The organism is Kistimonas asteriae (assembly GCF_018263925.1).
GTDB lineage: Bacteria > Pseudomonadota > Gammaproteobacteria > Pseudomonadales > Endozoicomonadaceae > Kistimonas > Kistimonas asteriae.
This window is the reverse complement of the sequence record NZ_JAEVHF010000009.1, coordinates 181,417-199,045: the sequence shown is the minus strand read 5'-3', so window position 1 is coordinate 199,045 and position 17,629 is coordinate 181,417. Positions and strand designations below refer to the sequence as shown.

Sequence of the window (17,629 nt, the reverse complement as noted above, 5' to 3'; positions counted from 1 at the left end):
AATTCCACAAGGCTCATGCCTTTCTGAAACTGGATTTTGTTCCTGGCCATGACACGTCTCCTAACCCAAGGAAAACCAGTGTCGTAAGTTTAGACGGGAGAATGGCTTATGTTAGGTGGTAATCAGGTAATATTTTTGGGAAGGGATATCCAACATGAACACAGAATTCGTCTTATACGCCAGATATCAAAAGCCGTATGTGCATCTGGAAGACATATGCGAAGAGTATTTCAATCTTTGCGCCAAGAAAGCCAAACAGGCAGCAGCCAGCCAACAGTTACCGGTTCCTGTGGTAAGAATGTCAGATAGCCGTAAAGCGCCTTACATGGTCAGGTTAAAAGATCTGGCGGAATACCTGGATAACCGGCATCAAATGTATTCAGACACTTGGGAGATGATCAAAGGCACTCGTAGTGTCGAGTAACCCACCATTGCGAGATAGTCGGTTACCATCTCCATCAAAAAGTTGTCACTAGAGCAGGTTTATAATTCAGAACAACATCAAGCCTGCTCTATCCTGAAAGCCCTTCCCTGTTTGTCTTACTAAACATTCACCACCCTCAGCCAAGCTGTGAGAGTGTCTGTTGACGTCTACACAGCCACAGCATTCTCATTGGACGGTGAGCTCAGCGCCGATACCATCACTTCTGGCACTTCATCATTCGGCCAGGTAATCGCCAGCTTCTGCCCGGCACGGGTCATGGCCATGTAGATTTTTCGCGTGTTTTCTTCAACCAGTTCGGCTCGTTCATCATCCGTGAGTTCCAGGGCAGATTCCTTATCCAGTAATCCCTGCAAGCCAAGAAGAAACACAATGGGACTTTCTAGCCCTGTTGCAGCACCTAAAGGGCATAACCTGACAGCCTGTTCGTTATCCTTGGCCTTCGAGGTCATGAGCCAGTAGCATTTTTTTCCTAATGCCTGTTCAAATACATCGGTCAGGGGTTGTTGGCGGATGCCATCGGCATAGACAACAAGAATATCCCGCCCCGGTATACCGGCATTCAGTAAAGACTTGATCTCTCCGGCTGTCCGAAGAATTTCATCATTGGGTGAGTCTGTCAGAATCAGGCGTGGACTGTCGCCAACGGGCATATTTGTGAAGGCAGGCTCTACATACTGTTCCGGATCATCACTCAGGCGTAACTTTCTGAAGCGTGTAGCAGCCTGGAGTATGCCAGTGGTTGTCCTGTAGCTTCGATCCAGCCTATGTGTTCGTCCCCGGACTTCCAGTCCAGCCTGAACCCAGCTGAGTCGTCGTTTAAGGAATCCTTGAGATGGATCGGCGGCGAGAAACAGTTGGCCCGTGCCCTTGCTGGTAATCATTTTGACCAGCTCAAACCACACGGGTGCGAAGAATTGGGCTTCATCAATTAAAACATGCTCATACTGAGGCACACTGACGGTACCGCTTTGAAACTGTTGCCAGACAATGCGAGGCAGGTCGGCCCAGTCAAAACGATGCGGTATAGCGGTGACCTTGCGGTCATAGGCTTCCAGTGCTCTGTACACGAGCGCTCGCTCACTTTCCCTCAGGGCAAATCCACGGCCTGTGCGATCGGCATTCAGGTAATCAGTTTCCGAAAAAATCAGGCGATCTTTAATGAACGTGAACTCATCTCCCAGTTGGGATGCTGTCAGGCGGGACTGACTGAGAAATTCCCGATGGATACCACTGATCAGAGAATGGCGAATATGGGGCTGTAATGGTTTGCCTTGCGGGTAGAACTGCTTGCACCAGGCCATGAAGGTCAGCCAGAGTACGCCATTGTCATCGTTGGTCAGGATGCGGTAGCGTCGCTCCATTTCACGGGTAACAGGGCGGTTGTGTATCAGGCAGAGTATACGGCTGTCTGGAAACAGTTGACGAAGCAGGCGGGCGCGGTAAAGGAGAATTAAGGATTTTCCGCCTCCTGCCACGCCATTGAGCAGGCGAAGGGAAAAGTCGCGGCTCATTTGCACATGCTCTTCCGGTGGGGCCAGATCGATCTTGCTGGCCCACTCCTGTTGATAGTCCAGAAAGAACCCGGTCTGGCGTTCACGCTTGTCCTGCCGCTTGATACGTCGCGTTGTGATGGACGTGGGAACCATGGTTTCCGGGCTGAATGTCCTGCGCAGTGATTCAGGCAGCAGCTTGCCGGCGTTCAGGCCCAGGTGGCGTTTAATCCATACAGCACCTTTTTCTCCTTTCAGTTGTTCACCACAAGTTGCGGGGGTTGTTTTAAGGAGAGCGGTTGGGCTATCGAGCAGGTCCTTGATATCAGCCTGTCGCAAATTAAAAAAGACCACGGCGACAGGGGCAACGGTTCTGATCAGGCCCGTCGGCATCGAACCAGTGAGATCCTGTTGAATCCGTGTATAGAAACTTTCAAGGTGCTGTTGTTCACCGGTACCAAAAGGGGCGGTTGTTTTGGCACTGCCAAATAAGTCTGGCGTGTTGCTGGTGGCCAGCTTCGTAATCTCTCCGGCTTTAACCGGCGAAACGACCAGGAACAGATGTCGTCCGCTGTCGTGTTCTATCCAGAATGTCGGCGCCCAGTCTTCGCCGGGGATGCGCTGGCGCAGAATGTACTTGTCGTCCAGCGAGCGTTTCAGCAGATTGAAGAGTCTTACGGCTTCGGTACTGTCGTTTAAAGCCTTATCAGGAATGCAGCGTGCCATGAGACATCCTGTTAACGTCAATATCATGGGTTGGCCAGTCTTTTTTAAGACAGGCAGCGTAAAGAGCACGAAACCCCGAGATCCATCGTGCCAGTAACGGGTTATCAGGTGTCCAGTCAAGCAGTTCGGCACAGCCAAGAATAATCAGCTTTGAGCGAGCCCGTGTTACCGATACGTTCAATCTCTCTGGTTGATACCAGAACTCTGCGATGGCTCTGACGAAGTTGCTGTCAGTACTGGTCAGTGACAACAGAATGACGTCCCGTTCCTGTCCCTGCATACGTTCTACCGTGTCAGTCACGATGCTTTCGGCTGGTCTCCCCAGTAGTGTGTGCAGCACATTGCGTATTTGCCTGCCCTGGGAACGAAATGGGGCAACAACACCGATCTCATTCGGGCTGACGCCACCTTTTATCAGGGCACGGCAGAGGTTGGCAATCTGTTCTGCTTCAGTGGCATTGACAGATTGTGCGGTGCCGAGTGGCTGGTCAAGCCAGACCATTGGGGCGTCAGGGCTCAGAATATTCGCCAGCGGTGTATCGTTGCAGTGAAGTGATAATTGACGTGTGCGGGACAGTGGAGAAGCGGTTAACCGATTGTCATAGAACAGTGTGCTGGGCCAGCGAGTGAGGGGTTCATTCATACGCCAGGTTTCGGTCAGCATGACGGATTCCCGGTTGTGAATCAGCTGCTCAAACACAGATACTTCGCGGTCATGCAGCCTTGATCGTGACTGTAACACTGGCGGTAGCTGTTGATGGTCGCCAAAAAACAGGTAACGTTTGCCGCTTAACATCGCCATCAACGCCAGCGGGATTGTCGCCTGACTGGCTTCATCAAAAATGACGGTATCAAAGGTAAGATTCGCCAGTCGGGAACTTCGACAGGCAAAAGGCGTGGCGCCGACGACATAATGACTGGCAGTTGAAGCCTGTTCCCACAGGTTGAAACGATCAACACGATCAATAGCGGGATTCAGGGCTTTGCTGCCGCTGGCAACACTGACTTTGACGATGGGAAGCTCAGGCGCGAGTTCGTGTATCTTATTCAGTGCATTATTGATCGCCATATGCGTATGGGCGGTGACCAGTACCCGTTCACCCTTTTCTACGAGCAAGCTTACAAGGTGGGCCAGGGTGCGCGTCTTGCCTGTACCAGGCGGCCCCTGGGTGCAGAAATCGAGGGCTGTCGCATATCCACTGGCAATTGCATCGGCCTGATCATCGTTGCATTCACTTTGCAGAGCGTACTCGTGGGCAAACTGGTAGTCGTCTGCATCCATGGCACTATCAGCTTGTCCTAGCAGTAGTGGCAGGACCCGTTCACGACCTATACGGGTTTTACCAAGATCATCAATGGCGTTCAGGTAGTAAGCCGTCAGATCCATCGTATCGGTATCGAGAGTCCAGAGCTGCTGGTGGCTTTGGCAGAAGGCCAGAATGTCTGGTGCCTGCTTATGGCTGACAAGGAGGCTTGAACTGTTTTCTTCTTCAATGAGTAGTTCATGCCAGCAGGGTTGCTCAAACGGGTCGCCAGGATTAAGGCAAGCCAGATCCCCTTCACGGAAACGGGACAGATTTTCTTTAAAGTGAATAATTAGCTGATCGGGCAATGGTCCTGGCTGCATTCGGCTCAATGGAAGGCACCAGCCTTTTTCTATCCGCTCGTTCAGGGGGCGGCGCCAGATTTCACGAAGGTGGGCATCTGCCGCTTCTTTTTCGTCAAGCACCAATTTACGCAGTGTTTCAAGTAGCGTCAGTGATTGTGTGGAGTAGGCGCTGACGGTACTCATTACTCAGTATGACCATCAACACAGTGGTGCAATCTAGAGCGTAATGGCAGAGACGCTTGGTTCTTCATGGGGGTACACACCCAATTTATTGTTTATCTGTCGTCTTTATGGGCTGTATTTAACCAAAACAAGATAGTGCTGGCTATGCTTGCCTGAACATATAGTCAGCATTGAAGCTGGTGGCTTTAGGAAAGGGCGGAAGCGAGTAACAGATCAGTTGTACAAAAGAACCCACCTTAGCCAGTACTGTCAGGCAAGGCAGGGTTAATGCTAAGTCTCAATCTCACCTTCCAGCCAACGCATGAATTGTTGAAGGTTTATCATGCGGCGGTTATCAGGCGCATTGATCCAGACTACCCCATAGGGAAGCTGGCCTTTATCGATCTTCTGGTTAAGCGCCTTGCTTGAATAGCCTGTCAGTTCGGCAGCCAAAGCGACTGTAATCCATTTGGGGATCAGAAGGTTCTTGATCAGCATGCTGTTTCCTCCTTGAATCAGCCATACTCAATCCACTCACAAAAAGTATCAATGTTCATCAAAAGGCGCCCATCCTTGCCTCGTATCCAATGATAATTCTCAGTGAGTACATCGTTATAAATCTTCAGGCGCAGTGCATTCGTACTGTACCCGGTCAAACGTGCGGCTTTTTCTAGCGTTACCCATAGGGTGTAAGCTTCATCATCTGTCATGTATCGACTCTCCTTGTCACAGATGTTTTTGTGGCGTTCTTTGATAGCGAGAGTATCTCAACATGCACACAATTCAACTGACGTTTTTATAGGCCAGGAAGTGCATACCACTTGCGCACACAGGTTATGTTTTGCTCATTAAAAGAACTCAATAGGGCGTAAAATATAATGGACAGCTTCGTGTGGCGTAGCGTGAAAATACACTCCTGACTCGCGTAAAGAGTCATATTTTGGCGGTACCCCCCCTTTGTGTGAAAACAACCCCATGGAGGTATGACCGCCAAAATAATTTTTGTACTCACAGAGGGGGGAGTTGATAGAAAGAGAGGGCTATAGAGGAAGTTCATGGCACATGTAGGTGCGCCAAAATAATGTGGGTTTACAGAATGCGATCCTATTTTGGGTTTGTGTTTAAAATATTGATCAAAAAATAAGGAGTATTTTATGTTGTAACCACACAAGGGGCTTTAATGCTGCATTACAGGGAAGGGTAAAAAATGAGTTTCAGCTCTTTCGCTAGCAGCTCCTCATGGGGTGGCACATCATCCCAATATACGGCTGCAGAACACTCTGTCATTGTCTGGTAATATCGAGTTCCCATTCTGATGGGTATCTCTCACATTTTCACCTCTATTTGGGCTTGGCAAGTAAATTATGGCAGTTTGGCTGGTTAGGGCTGGTGCACAGGGGCAGTATGAGCAAAGGTTTCTTCAGGAAAAACGTATTTACCTGACTTGGGATGATCTGGATATTTCCCTTTACAGCTTTGAGGATCGCGGTGAGCTAATTACTCATTTAGGACAGCTTTATGGTGATGAAAAGCCTAAACGGCTGATTAATAATGCTAGTCAGATATGGCCTTTTGCTCATGCAATGAAGCTGGGGGATAGGGTGATACTGCCCTCAAAGACTCAACCGGTTATCTATGTAGGCACGATAACATCGGAGTATCAACATAAGAGTGGCGCAGAGAATCCTTATTTCCACTGGCGCTCGGTAGAGTGGGAGACTGAAGGCGTTCCGCGTTCATATTTTTCCCAAGATCTGCTCTACAGCTTTGGAGCATTTCTGACCATTTGCCGAATCACCCGAAATAATGCCGAGGCACGGCTTAACGAAATGGCCACGTCCGGCTGGCAGCCGGAAACCCAGAAGCAGATTGTTTCCAGTACCGCAGGCAATTCAAATCAGACTGATGCCAGTGATGAAAGTGCGGATTCTGATCTGGAAGAGTTGGGGCACGGTCAGATCATCAGGATGATAGAGGCGAAATTCAAAGGGCATAACCTGACGCGATTAGTCAAAGCTATACTGGAAGCTCAAGGATATACTTGCTGGCAGAGCCCCGAAGGTGCTGATGGAGGCGTGGATATACTAGCCGGAGATGGTCCTATGGGGTTTGGCCAACAGCGCATCTGTATTGAAGTCAAATCCAGCAGTGGCCAGATCGACAGACCTACCGTAGACAAGCTAATGGGTGCAATGACCAAGTTCAATGCAACCCAAGGGTTGTTTATCGCTTGGGGCGGCTTCAAGAATAATGTGCAAAAAGAACTGGCGTCCAGCTTTTTCCGGGTGCGTCTGTGGACACAGCATGATTTGCTTGAACAGCTTTTTCAGCACTACGAAAAACTGGATGATGAAATCAAAGCTGAGCTTCCTTTGAAGCGTGTTTGGACTGTTGCAACCGTAGATTAATCTACAGCTAAGTTGTTTGTTCAGCAGTATGATCTTTTCCTGAGTTTATATGAGTAGATAATCAGGTTTTTCCCGCCCTCTAAGGGCGGGGTGTTGTATTGGATAGAGCTTTAATGCCTTAGACAGTCAGGGTGAACGCTAATTCAAGCGTATCAGCCACTTATTCAACATATTCCTCAATAATATCCAATACTGGTTGTAGCAACTGCCAGCTCCGTGGGTGATACCCTCAATGTATTGATTGCCAATTTGTACTTCAGATAAAGTCAATATGTTACTTCTGTTTTCAATAGTAAAAAAATCGTTCTTATAGATTTAACTTGTTAGCCCCTTCTCTATTTCTGTCTCGTTATATCGGTAACTGTGATAGTTCCAACGAGATAAACATCATGACTACCAATATTCAGCTCTACCAGGAAAAAGCTCTTGACCTTGGCTGCAAAATTGCTGAGACCATGGACAAGGTTGAACAGGATTCAACCTTGCTTAACAAACTACAGAACACCAGAAAATTACTGGACGATGCCATAACAAGGCTGAGCGGCAACACCTGGAATATTTCGTTCATGGGGCGTGTTGGAGTGGGTAAAACCTCCGCAATATGCCATCTGCTTGGGCTACATACCGAAGATGGTGCGATGCTCAATACAGGCAGTGGTCGTACAACTGTCTGCGAAGTAGAACTTCAGTCTGCTGAAGACGTCAGTATTTCAATTGTACCGTCCGCACCAGAAACCGTTCATGCCTATCTTGACGAATTTGCTCAGTACCTTTCCAGCAAACGAGGGGAGGAGCTGAGTGGCACCACTGCGGGCCTTAAACCCAGTAGCGAGGTTGAGCGAGCTTTACGCAACATGTTGGGCTTGCAGATCAAGCGAACCCGAACCACAGAAAGGCGCATTCAGTCAATTGACCTTGCAGAACAGTTGTTTGATGAGCTGGGGGACAAAGAGCAGTTTATTCAGAAGATCAAAGACATCATCAATTTGGAGGATCGCTGCCAAACCACGTTTACACCGTCCGGAGGGGATATTGAGAACAGTGCGCTCTGGCTTCAGCGTACCTTTTCTGCACTGAACAATGGCCGTCATTCACATGCGACATTGCCAGAAAAAATTATCATCCGGGTCAACCAGACACTGTTTCCGTCTGATGCTGGAACCATTAATGTTCAGGACACCAAAGGCATTGATGATACTGCCAATCGTGCGGATCTGCTGAATAAAATGAACTGCCGCCGCACACTCAATATCCTGTGCACAGGGTTTAATGATGCGCCAGACAAGGCCACTCAATCGTTATTGGATGTGGCTATGAAAAGTGGCCAGTCTGATTACCTGGCAGATGAGACTTTATTGTTGGTGCTGGATCGCTCAGGTGATGCTGAAAACACCACTGACATTGATGAAGCCGTTAATGATGTCGATCTTGGCAGAGCTATTCGTCACGAACAGGTCGAACAGCAGCTGCAGCAGTCCTTAAGACTGAAGGGTATTGATATAGAGTTTTACAATGCACTGAATGACGACATCGAACCATTACAGTCTGTCATCACAGATAAGCTTGCCAGACTGCAGGCTCGTCTTTTCAGCGAAATTGACAGCCTTGAGACGTCCATCCAACAGCTGTCTCTTGAAGCGGAAAGCCATCGTGTCAATCCAGCGATTGAAACAGTCAGAACGACACTCGAGCCATGGTTGCGGAAAGTGATAGTCAATGTAGATGGCATACAGGATTTTTTTAAAGACCTGGCCAATGAAATCCGTCACTCGCATCCCGGGAGTGTCAGGGCTAGCGTTAACCGGCGAGGCCAATGGTACAACCTGGACTTTTATCACGTCTTGGCGCAATCAAGCCGTAGCAAACTGGTGGCACACTTCGAACCACTCAAAAGAGAGATAGATTGCCTGCTGGATAATCTGCTGGAAAGAACCGATCAGGATTCAAGTGCGACTGGTTTCATCAATCAAATCAAAACGACCGTTGAGCATCAGACTCAAGAGATTTACACACAGGGGTTTAACTTGTCCCTCGAAATGATTAAGGAACCACTCAAGGAGGATTGGGATCATTGGCGCAGCCTGCAAAAAGAGTGGGGAAAGGGGCCGGGATATAAGGATCGTATTGCTGATGCTTCAGCTCTCTGGTTTCAAAGCCCTGATTACCGGGACACAGAGGAATTAGTACGTATTCGAGCACAGGGAATTTGGAATCAGTTCATACAGGAAGTTGCCGGCATGGTGGATATCGATTGTGAGATGGCTGCCTGAATAAGTAATCCATACAACACGTCGTTCTCAATTTTTTTAACCGCATTTTTTCAGGGCTTGCTGTTTCCCTGTCGGTAAGCTCTGTGCATTCAATACAGGGAGACTGGAGTAAAACGAATGAAAAAAACTGATTATCACTGCAATGTGCATGTTTTCAGTATTAATGACGGGCTGTGCTTCTGTAATTAAAGGTACGCAAGATACGATCAGTGTCAACTCCTTGGAAAAAGGAACGGTCATCTATGTAGATGGCGTCAAGCGGGGCATTGACGACGCGATGGCACAGGTCGATAAAGGCGATACTCATACGATCAAAGTCACCAAGGAAGGTTGTGAGGATCTCATTATCCAAACAGGGGAATCTTTTGATGCCACCACTCTTCTTGGCATTTTCATTGACTTTGGCCTGATCACTATCCCCATTGACCTGATCTCCGGTGCGGCATGGAAGACAAGCCCTACACTGTATACGGTGACGCCAATGTGTCCTGTTAATAACGACTGATCCTGAGCGCTGATCAAGACAGCATCACCACCTCCCATAAAGCCAAACCACAAGCTTTCGGGAGTGTGGTTGTGTGCAATGAAAAAAAATCACCTGGCTTAGCCCCTTCCGGCAGCAGCGTTCGTTATATAACTATGCGATCCGTATCTTGCTGATTAATGATCTGGTAGTACACGAAGAGACTACCGCTAGTTGGCAATTGTTTGTTATGTAATCAAACGGGTTGGTATTTGGATTTAGCTATCACTAAGCGGGTGGCTTCCGACGCAATACTGGAGATATAGCAAACATGAGCACTAAAGTACTCGGAGTCCGACGTAACTCTATGGGCATTATCAGCAACTTTGATAGCAAATGTCCGGTATGGTCAGCTCAGGCAAAAAGACATACAGGAAAACTCACAAAAAAACAGATCGACAAATGCTTTGAAAAGCCTTTTGTCTGGCAACCGAATGTTATTCGTTAATGATATTGGATTTTAATCAACATTTTAGGGGGCATTGATGTAGGACTGGTGTTTATGCTACTTGTGCCTCGGGCGAAGGCCTAGTCAGTCAGGTAGCATTGGCCACTAACTAAACATTAGAAATCATTCATTATCTATTACAAATACAGCTTTTACAGATAAGCTTAAAGAAACTTACGCTTATGCTTACACATAAATTTGCTGTTTGAAATTTACTAAAACCTTACATGCGTATTTGGAGCAAATATATTATGAAGCCATTTTTTTACACAGCCTCAATACTACTTCTACTAACAGGTTGTGCAACAGCAAGCAGAACATATACCTCAGGTGGAGAAGAAGGATACAACATTAACTGTTCAGGGAATGCCCGAAACTGGGGCATGTGTTATGAAAAAGCAGGTGATATTTGTGGTAGTCGTGGTTTTGTCGTTCTTGAAAGAAGCGGTGATCAAGGAAGTGCATTCTCAGGAAACCAGTTTGGACTTTATGGTTCATCAGTCACAACAAGAAGCATGATTATTAGTTGCAAGTAGTTAACTTCTGGCTTTTGATTAAAATATCACTCTAAATTCACATTAGTTATCAAGACATATTAGCAATAAAATTGTATTTAGGATGTTTATGGATTTTTTATTTCGTTTTATCGGATTTATGATTATTCCAGTCGCTGCCGGAATTGTCGCCTCTTTGTTTTTCAAAAAAGAGAAACGTATCATTGTAATATGCGCTGTCTCTCTAATAGTTGTAGGGATAGCAAAATATGGGGATGCACATGCTTCAACAAAAAAAATACCTTATAGTGTTGCTCAAGACGTTGTTCGTAAAATGCGACAATCATTACCCATTCAAATTGACCAATATGAAAGCATTACGGCTGTGAATTATTTTTCGGGAAGCAATACATTTGCATTTCGCGTAACAGCCAATATTGAAGTTAATAATTTCAATTCAGGGGTCTCGCAGCAATTAAAAAGTGCAATGGCTCAGGCAAAAGTTAACTATTGCCAAGATCAACTAATAAGAAAGCTTGTTAATGAATATGGGGTTACTTATGCAATGGATTACTTCGATGTCGCAGGAAAAAAATACGCGGAACTACAATTAAAGCACTGCGATTGAACATAATTTTAACTTAAATTGTGATGCTCAGGGCTATCGATATTTGTTGCCCAAAGCCCTGAGCATCACATATTAGTGAGTTTTATCTTGTGTTGTAAATTCAGGAAACTGGCGATTAAACACTATCAACAGGGCTTCCGCTTTCTTCGTATCACCCTGCAGTAGCAAGCTGGCAATAGTACGCACCCATTCCTCTGGTGGCAGGTTTTCCAGAGAAGAAACTTCCTCAGACGCCGTATGCTGATCCCCCATGAAAACCATTTCACTGGATGAGATGTCCGAGGTATCAGTCTGGCGAGTACCTGGCATAATGAGAACACCCAGCATCAAGCCAGCAGCAAGCGATAGTGGTACTTGCCAGAGTTCGCGGCGACGGAAAAAACCGGCTTTTGTCTGAGTACTGTCTAATGTTACCCGTGATGGACCTGCACTCACCGCACGACGGGCCTTTGCCTTGATTGCGTTATCCAGATGATCTGGCGGGTCGATCATGGCTTCCTTATAGAGTGGTGTAAGCGCCTCATCAAAAGCCTGCAGTTCACGTTCGTTGGAATCTGTCATGGCAACCACTCCTGCAAGAGATGCTTCAGCTTCTGAAGCGCATATTTGTTGCGGCTTTTAACCGTTTCCCGGCCAACCCCCTGGATTTCAGCGACTTGCTCCAGAGTCAGGCGATTTTCCCGAGTCAGCATGAAGGCTTCACGCTGTTCAGGAGCCAGCAGGCCAATCGCTTCGTTAATTTTTTTCAGTAATTGTTTATGCCGGTACTGTTCATCCGGGTTGGTTGTGTCATCACAACTGAAACCACTTAATGGTGAGACACTTTCTTCATCATCACTGTCGCCGTCTAACGATACCTGACGTTTGTAAGAGGCAGAACGCGTATGATCCAGCCAGGCATTTTTACCCATTGAGAAGAGATAACTGGCAAACTTGAACGGTGGATCGCCAGCCTGAATCCTCAGAACAAATTCTTCCTGTTTTTCAATGATCTTTTCCCAGCAGTTGTGATAAATATCATCTGCCAGCCCCGCATCACCGGTAGTTTTAACCATATAGTTATAGAAGCTTTGCCGGTAACGTTCATAGAGAATATCAAAAGCGGCTGCATCGCCATTGTTATAGCGCTCAATAAGCGCTTCATCCGCCATTATGTTAGACATCCAAGCGGGCTCCTGCGTAAATGCCATAAGGGACTGAGTAAGGCATGTTGTACATCGTTTTAGTGGTAAAAGTTGTTAGTGGTCCTGGCCAATAGCCACAAATGGTGCCCAGAACATTGGGTGAGCATGAAACAGGTTTTTGTCATGATCACGCATGTCGTGTGCCGCCCGTTGTAAGGAGGCGGATAGCCCCTGTTCCGGTGACAGTTGAAGTTCTGCAAAGAGTTTAACGATCAATGCTGTTGTCGCAGATTGCTCAGTAGACCAGTGTGAAACTAACAGGCTTCTTGCTCCGGCGTAGAAAAACGCCGTGCTGAGACTTGCTAGTCCGTTCTCCTCACCGAGTTCGCCAGTATTGCAGGCGGACAGAATGACACGGTCTGCATCCAGTTTCAGGCCTGCAATCGTGCTGCTATCCAGTATGGCGGTTGAATAATCTCCATTAACTGGAGTCATAACCAACCCCGGCTCCGGTGTGCTTTCACCCGCCATCAGACCGTGAGTCGCAAATACCAGTGTTTCAAAGCGTGATAACGGTAACTGTTCCAACTGGGCCAGCGTTGCGGATTTCCCGACATAAATATAGTCATCTTCACCCAGAATCTGCCCGATTCGACGGAGCTGCTGCTCTGTTTTTGGCAATGGAGCCAAACGACTCAAGCTTTCCTGTGTGCTATTCCCCATAAAGCTGAACGACGCGTGAAACTGTTGACGCATATCCTGCAGATGCTCACCAGCCTCCGTAAACGCATTGTCCCACGTTTCCATCGTTTTAACGGGTTGCATTTTCGGATTGCCGAAGCCGGCATACGCCAGCCGTTTGCTTTTATCGGATGTCGCTTTGGGTGACGTCAGCTGGGTATGGAGATTGCTCAAAGATGGCTGATAGCTCATCAGATACTCGTTACCAAGCCATGACACCGAACGATAACGCACAAAATCCAGTGGTGATGAAATAGCCTTCTCAGGCAACTGAGTTGGCAGAATTTGTAACGGCAGCTTTGCCAGAGGTCCATCCGGAAGCAGGTAAAGGTTCTTTTTACCCTTCAAGTAAGGTTGTAGCGGTTTGAAGGTGTCCTGATATAACTGGTAGGCAGGCTCCATTGCAAAGGGACGAATATCCATTGCCGAGCGTAGGCCAGGCTGATCAAGGCTAGCGCGAGTCTCAGTCACCCGTTGTTCTATTTCATCAAGAGAGACAGAGAGAGGCACTGTTTGTACCTCATCTCGTGTGATGACAACAGCCAGCGCATCGTAATCCTCAACAAGCCAGATGATGATGGCGTCATCACGATCAAGATGCTGTTGAAGTGAAAGGGGACTCACCGGTAGAGGGATCTGTGGCGGTGTCGCGTTCGGGTATTTTTCCGGAATACTCGCTATAAGCCTATCGTATTCCAGTGCGAGATTTTCAATCTCTTGGGATACGTTCTCCACTTTCGACTGGTTATCTCCAAAGCCTTCTGCCAAAAGATGCCGAAGCTGTGCTCTCAGTCGTGTCTGCCGCTCACCAATAGCAACGATACGGTTGAAATCATCATGATAGGGTTGATTAACCGAATCATTTTTTAGTTTACGCATTACTAATGAGTGTGCCAGCGGGCCATATTGATGAATCTGTGCTGCTAAAACGACGATGGAATCCAGTAGGTCTTGATCAGCGGGATCATCCACCTGATCTTGCAGCATCTCCATTGTCCAAAGGATGGTATATAACGCCATACGGCAATTATTAGATTGCCATACATTGAGTCCACGGCTATTGGCGATCAAGAATTTCGTTAATATCGCATTAGCGTAACGTAACAAGGTTTTTGGATCATAGAGTGTTACCAGATCATCGGCATACAGGTTTTCAAGGCCACTAAAACAAACACCATAATCAGCGATAGGTTTGGCATAGTTAGTAATGGCAATATCCACCATGTTACGTGCCTGTTCGACCTGACCATTTCTGAGTTGTGTTAGTGCCAAGTCAGCCAAAGGCGCCAGTAATTGCTGGCTATCTAAAGGGAATGTCTGCAGGTAGGTATTGACTCTGGCCTCGGCAAGCTGGACTTGCTTATTATTTGCAACATTGGTGAGCCTGCTGTGACGCACAGCCACATCCCATGCCACACGCGCTGTCATGGGATCCTCTGTGGAGTGCGAAAACAGATTAGACTGCATCATGTTGTAAAGCTCTATCGCCATGTCTGGATACCCCATCGTCTCCATGGCTTTGCCTGTTTCGAGATTTACGTAATGCTTTGTGCCTTGGAAAAATGTTGTCTCGGGCAGCTTGTTTACCAGTTTCATCGCCTCAAGATAGAGCTTTCCGACCTTTTCAACAGTTTCAGCTCGCAAGGCGGGCTTGGCTTCCGCCCTTTCCATAAGAAGCTTGCCATACAAAATAAGGCCGACGGCTCTGTCATTGTTGTACAGTGCAAGATCAGCTTCTCGATCTGGGGGAGACAATGTCTCCAGCTGCCTGAAAAGATCAATGGCTGCTCGAGTTCGACGTGTTTCGTTAAGCAGAGTCCCATAACGGTTAATGATCGATGTTTTGGTCAATACATCGTCCGCTTCCATCATCGCTAACTGATAGGCGCGCTCGGCATGAACATAGTCACCCATCTGGATCCAGGCTTCACCCAGTATTAAAAATAAACGGGAAGCTTCCGCGCCCTGGCGGGTGACGTCAGTCGGTAGTTTTCTGGCTGTTTCTATAGCAGCTGCAGGATCCTGTGCCATCAGCTGTAGAAACATGATACTGGCGGTTAACTCCAGCAACGCCTTGTCGGCAGGCTTTGCAGTTGCCTGATATAAACGAAGTCGCTCCTGTAGCAAATCCACAGCAGTCTGGCCTTTGCCCATCATGCCAAGAGCCATTGCCATCCTGCTGTAGTTGGCTTCATCAATACCTGCTATCAACGTTGATGGATCGAGATTTTTCTCATAGAGCGTGAATGATTCGTTGAAATGACCTTCCTTGAACAGTACTTCAGCCTTCATTAACACACCTGTTTCCGCTTGCTCAACAGCATCACAACCGGATAGTGCGACAATGAACGATAAAGTAAGAATGACTCGTCGGCAGAAGTTATAAAACATGGGTGAAAGGCAAACGTTCCAAAATCAATACAGGTAAAACATAACGCATGCCCCCCCCGCCTAATATACGACCTTATACTTGCGTCTTACCGGTAAGCAAATAGCTGCTTGCTGATGTGATACACATACTCAGGCCGCCGATGACAGCCTGTGCCAGAAGAGCCTGCCAGAAAGCAAGTAATCCATTAAACCACCAGATACTAAACAGGATCAGAGACACAACGCTAAAGAGCACACCAGCCCATTTGATAACTCGAGCCAGGCGATAAAAAACATTGTTGTCTTGTGTCATTACCATGATCCTTTTGTAGAGATTGATTGGGGCTGGATAGCCACCACTCATTGCATAACGAATGACGGGATGCTCCGGGGGTAATGATTGGAAAAATATTTTTTAGCCCCTCGCAGTTTCGTCAATCGTTTAATCCAAAGAATCCCTTGAGTTGCTCAGCCATCATACAAAGCTGAGCTGGCTGACACATTCAACAATGAAGGTTTGCGTAATGCCCACTGTAACGATGGTTAGAGGAAAAAGAGCTATCAATAGGAGCAGACTATTTGCTTTTACGATTACCTTTTTGCTCGGTACATCAGGTGCTTTAGCGGTATCTGTCAGTTCAGAAAGCCATAACGTGCCCTCTGATAATGATTCGAACTATTACCGCAGAGCTTTGGGAAATATGGTGTCTAAAACATTGTCGTTGAGTGTTCAGGAAAGCAGCCCAGCGTCACAAGCACCTGACATCGCTCAGAACAGCAGACGTGATGTCGATGCGATCCTTGAGAACGCCGAACACGCATATACTGCGGGCCAGAAAAAGAAAGCCCTTGCATTATTTGCACAGGCTGCAGAACAGCATTCGGGTGAGGCCAGCTATGCTCTCGCCACAAAGTTTGACCTTGAACCGCAACAGGCATTTGAGCACTACCTGGATGCAGCACGACTTGGCCATGAAAAAGCGCTGGAGATTGTGCTGGATCGTTTGTTTTATAACGCTGAAAGTGAACAGGCTTCAGACCCCGCCATGGCATTGCGAATAGTGCAATCCGCATTGCGCTTTAATCCTGATGCCATCAGTGCCAGTAAAACCTCGATATTGTCACGGTGCGCCGAAGCAGGGAAGTTCAGCTTGCCAGCCTTTTTGTCAAAATACGGTCTGACTCAACTGTATGAAGAAAGCCGTGGACTTGAGTATTTTGTCTGGGAACTGGCGGAGGAAGCTTCACGTGGCGGGCGTTTTCTCAGAGAGGACGATCGCTTAACCCTGCAGCTGGTGTGCCGTGGCGGCTGGGCTATCGCTGAAACGGAAGATGCCGTAGAAACGGTACATGCGCAATGGAAAGCGGGTACACAAAAGCCGTTTAACATCTGTGATCACATCACAAGTGGCTACGGTGCCGGTTATTGTGCCATGCGCATGGAGCAGGCTGCAGAAAAGGAGCGTTTTGCCAGACTAGAACAGTTGAAGCCACACTTCTCTTCCGAAAACTTTATCTATCTGCAGCAGATATATGACGTCGCTAAAACCTTTATTGAAACCAAAGCTGAAACAGAAGAGTTTCATGCCGGGAGCGGTAGAAACGCTTGGGTTCAGGCTTCCACCACAAACCAGCTTGATGCTTTTATTGGCCTGATCAATCTTGTTGTTGAGAAGCAAGTTCCAATACCGACAACAGACTATAAGTCTGCAGATAAGGCACTGAATAAAATCTATCAAACAGTGATTGATAAATTACGCAAGCAGCCGTATGAAGCTTTCAACTTGCGAGTTACAGCGGAGGATGTCCGAAAGGTTCAGCGTCAGTGGATCGGTTACCGTGATCAGTTATCGCGCTTTTTACATACCATCAATCCTGATGTATCGATTGAACAATGGGGCACATTACTGACTCAGGCGAGGTCTGCTCAGCTTGACAGATTAAACGACTATATGGAATAAAAATTAGCTAGGTTTAATCCCTATATTTAGAACTGTATCACCTTACTTTGGATGTCATGAATTTGTAAATATCCATATTTACCTAAAAACGCATGTTTTTTATATTTGCATGTCGATCATACATCCAAGTCTATGGGCTGAATGCAACGAATTATTCAAATGTGCAGGGATGCAAAATCGTGACTTGCAAGAAACTTTAAGGTCAATACTTCATGCTTTCCATATCAAAA

General features: G+C 47.1%; 15 protein-coding genes. 7 read left to right on the top strand and 8 right to left on the bottom strand.

Annotated elements, in window-relative coordinates; genetic code table 11:
• Positions 1–154 precede the first annotated feature (154 nt).
• Positions 155–424, top strand: coding sequence for a pyocin activator PrtN family protein (locus tag KHS78_RS12130; protein WP_211828733.1), 270 nt, complete (start codon positions 155–157; stop codon positions 422–424).
• Between the two features lie 167 nt (positions 425–591).
• Here KHS78_RS12130 and KHS78_RS12125 read toward each other — a convergent pair whose 3' ends face one another.
• From KHS78_RS12125 to KHS78_RS12110, 4 genes are all read right to left on the bottom strand, one after another.
• Positions 592–2,661 (bottom strand): DEAD/DEAH box helicase, encoded by a 2,070-nt coding sequence (locus tag KHS78_RS12125; RefSeq protein WP_211828732.1) that lies wholly within the window; start codon positions 2,659–2,661, stop codon positions 592–594.
• Positions 2,642–4,453, bottom strand: coding sequence for a DEAD/DEAH box helicase (locus KHS78_RS12120; RefSeq protein ID WP_211828731.1), 1,812 nt, complete (start codon positions 4,451–4,453; stop codon positions 2,642–2,644). Before KHS78_RS12120 ends, KHS78_RS12125 begins: the two co-directional genes overlap by 20 nt.
• Before the next feature lie 270 nt (positions 4,454–4,723).
• Positions 4,724–4,930 (bottom strand): hypothetical protein, encoded by a 207-nt coding sequence (locus KHS78_RS12115; RefSeq protein ID WP_211828730.1) that lies wholly within the window; start codon positions 4,928–4,930, stop codon positions 4,724–4,726.
• A gap of 17 nt (positions 4,931–4,947) precedes the next feature.
• A complete protein-coding gene (locus tag KHS78_RS12110) occupies positions 4,948–5,142 on the bottom strand; it encodes a hypothetical protein (protein WP_211828729.1) in 195 nt (64 codons plus the stop codon).
• Between the two features lie 654 nt (positions 5,143–5,796).
• Here KHS78_RS12110 and KHS78_RS12105 point away from each other — a divergent pair.
• From KHS78_RS12105 to KHS78_RS12085, 5 genes are all read left to right on the top strand, one after another.
• The gene (locus KHS78_RS12105; RefSeq protein WP_211828728.1) at positions 5,797–6,840 is read left to right on the top strand and encodes a restriction endonuclease; all 1,044 of its coding nucleotides are present in this window, start codon (positions 5,797–5,799) and stop codon (positions 6,838–6,840) included.
• A 389-nt stretch (positions 6,841–7,229) separates the two neighbouring features.
• A complete protein-coding gene (locus KHS78_RS12100) occupies positions 7,230–9,110 on the top strand; it encodes a hypothetical protein (protein WP_211828727.1) in 1,881 nt (626 codons plus the stop codon).
• Positions 9,111–9,258: 148 nt separating this feature from the next.
• Positions 9,259–9,615, top strand: a complete 357-nt coding sequence (locus KHS78_RS12095; protein ID WP_211828726.1) for a peptidase associated/transthyretin-like domain-containing protein — start codon at positions 9,259–9,261, stop codon at positions 9,613–9,615.
• Positions 9,616–10,381: 766 nt separating this feature from the next.
• Complete coding sequence (locus tag KHS78_RS12090; protein ID WP_211828725.1) at positions 10,382–10,600, top strand: hypothetical protein; 219 nt, start codon at positions 10,382–10,384, stop codon at positions 10,598–10,600.
• A gap of 105 nt (positions 10,601–10,705) precedes the next feature.
• Positions 10,706–11,203 (top strand): CidA/LrgA family protein, encoded by a 498-nt coding sequence (locus tag KHS78_RS12085; RefSeq protein WP_211828724.1) that lies wholly within the window; start codon positions 10,706–10,708, stop codon positions 11,201–11,203.
• A 72-nt stretch (positions 11,204–11,275) separates the two neighbouring features.
• Here the strand turns inward: KHS78_RS12085 and KHS78_RS12080 are convergent, their stop codons facing one another.
• The 4 genes from KHS78_RS12080 to KHS78_RS12065 all read right to left on the bottom strand — a co-directional run bounded on the left by KHS78_RS12080 (position 11,276) and on the right by KHS78_RS12065 (position 15,751).
• Positions 11,276–11,764, bottom strand: a complete 489-nt coding sequence (locus KHS78_RS12080) for a hypothetical protein (RefSeq protein WP_211828723.1) — start codon at positions 11,762–11,764, stop codon at positions 11,276–11,278.
• The gene (locus tag KHS78_RS12075) at positions 11,761–12,366 is read right to left on the bottom strand and encodes a sigma-70 family RNA polymerase sigma factor (protein ID WP_211828722.1); all 606 of its coding nucleotides are present in this window, start codon (positions 12,364–12,366) and stop codon (positions 11,761–11,763) included. Before KHS78_RS12075 ends, KHS78_RS12080 begins: the two co-directional genes overlap by 4 nt.
• 75 nt (positions 12,367–12,441) lie before the next feature.
• Positions 12,442–15,459 (bottom strand): CHAT domain-containing tetratricopeptide repeat protein, encoded by a 3,018-nt coding sequence (locus tag KHS78_RS12070; protein ID WP_211828721.1) that lies wholly within the window; start codon positions 15,457–15,459, stop codon positions 12,442–12,444.
• Positions 15,460–15,532: 73 nt separating this feature from the next.
• Positions 15,533–15,751 carry a hypothetical protein gene (locus tag KHS78_RS12065; protein ID WP_211828720.1) on the bottom strand — a complete coding sequence of 73 codons (219 nt, stop codon included), beginning with the start codon at positions 15,749–15,751 and terminating at the stop codon, positions 15,533–15,535.
• Positions 15,752–15,962: 211 nt separating this feature from the next.
• On the opposite strand from KHS78_RS12065, the gene KHS78_RS12060 reads away from it, so the two are divergent.
• Positions 15,963–17,399 carry a lysozyme inhibitor LprI family protein gene (locus tag KHS78_RS12060; RefSeq protein ID WP_211828719.1) on the top strand — a complete coding sequence of 479 codons (1,437 nt, stop codon included), beginning with the start codon at positions 15,963–15,965 and terminating at the stop codon, positions 17,397–17,399.
• Positions 17,400–17,629: the final 230 nt, after the last annotated feature.

What these genes read in the sequence shown, in the direction of transcription:
- KHS78_RS12130 (WP_211828733.1), top strand. Translation starts at nt 155, where the DNA reads ATGAACACAGAATTCGTCTTATACGCCAGATATCAAAAGCCGTATGTG.
- KHS78_RS12075 (WP_211828722.1), bottom strand. Translation starts at nt 12,366, where the DNA reads ATGTCTAACATAATGGCGGATGAAGCGCTTATTGAGCGCTATAACAAT.
- KHS78_RS12080 (WP_211828723.1), bottom strand. Translation starts at nt 11,764, where the DNA reads ATGACAGATTCCAACGAACGTGAACTGCAGGCTTTTGATGAGGCGCTT.
- KHS78_RS12060 (WP_211828719.1), top strand. Translation starts at nt 15,963, where the DNA reads ATGCCCACTGTAACGATGGTTAGAGGAAAAAGAGCTATCAATAGGAGC.
- KHS78_RS12095 (WP_211828726.1), top strand. Translation starts at nt 9,259, where the DNA reads ATGTTTTCAGTATTAATGACGGGCTGTGCTTCTGTAATTAAAGGTACG.
- KHS78_RS12085 (WP_211828724.1), top strand. Translation starts at nt 10,706, where the DNA reads ATGGATTTTTTATTTCGTTTTATCGGATTTATGATTATTCCAGTCGCT.
- KHS78_RS12110 (WP_211828729.1), bottom strand. Translation starts at nt 5,142, where the DNA reads ATGACAGATGATGAAGCTTACACCCTATGGGTAACGCTAGAAAAAGCC.
- KHS78_RS12065 (WP_211828720.1), bottom strand. Translation starts at nt 15,751, where the DNA reads ATGACACAAGACAACAATGTTTTTTATCGCCTGGCTCGAGTTATCAAA.
- KHS78_RS12125 (WP_211828732.1), bottom strand. Translation starts at nt 2,661, where the DNA reads ATGGCACGCTGCATTCCTGATAAGGCTTTAAACGACAGTACCGAAGCC.
- KHS78_RS12120 (WP_211828731.1), bottom strand. Translation starts at nt 4,453, where the DNA reads ATGAGTACCGTCAGCGCCTACTCCACACAATCACTGACGCTACTTGAA.
- KHS78_RS12105 (WP_211828728.1), top strand. Translation starts at nt 5,797, where the DNA reads ATGGCAGTTTGGCTGGTTAGGGCTGGTGCACAGGGGCAGTATGAGCAA.
- KHS78_RS12070 (WP_211828721.1), bottom strand. Translation starts at nt 15,459, where the DNA reads ATGTTTTATAACTTCTGCCGACGAGTCATTCTTACTTTATCGTTCATT.
- KHS78_RS12115 (WP_211828730.1), bottom strand. Translation starts at nt 4,930, where the DNA reads ATGCTGATCAAGAACCTTCTGATCCCCAAATGGATTACAGTCGCTTTG.
- KHS78_RS12100 (WP_211828727.1), top strand. Translation starts at nt 7,230, where the DNA reads ATGACTACCAATATTCAGCTCTACCAGGAAAAAGCTCTTGACCTTGGC.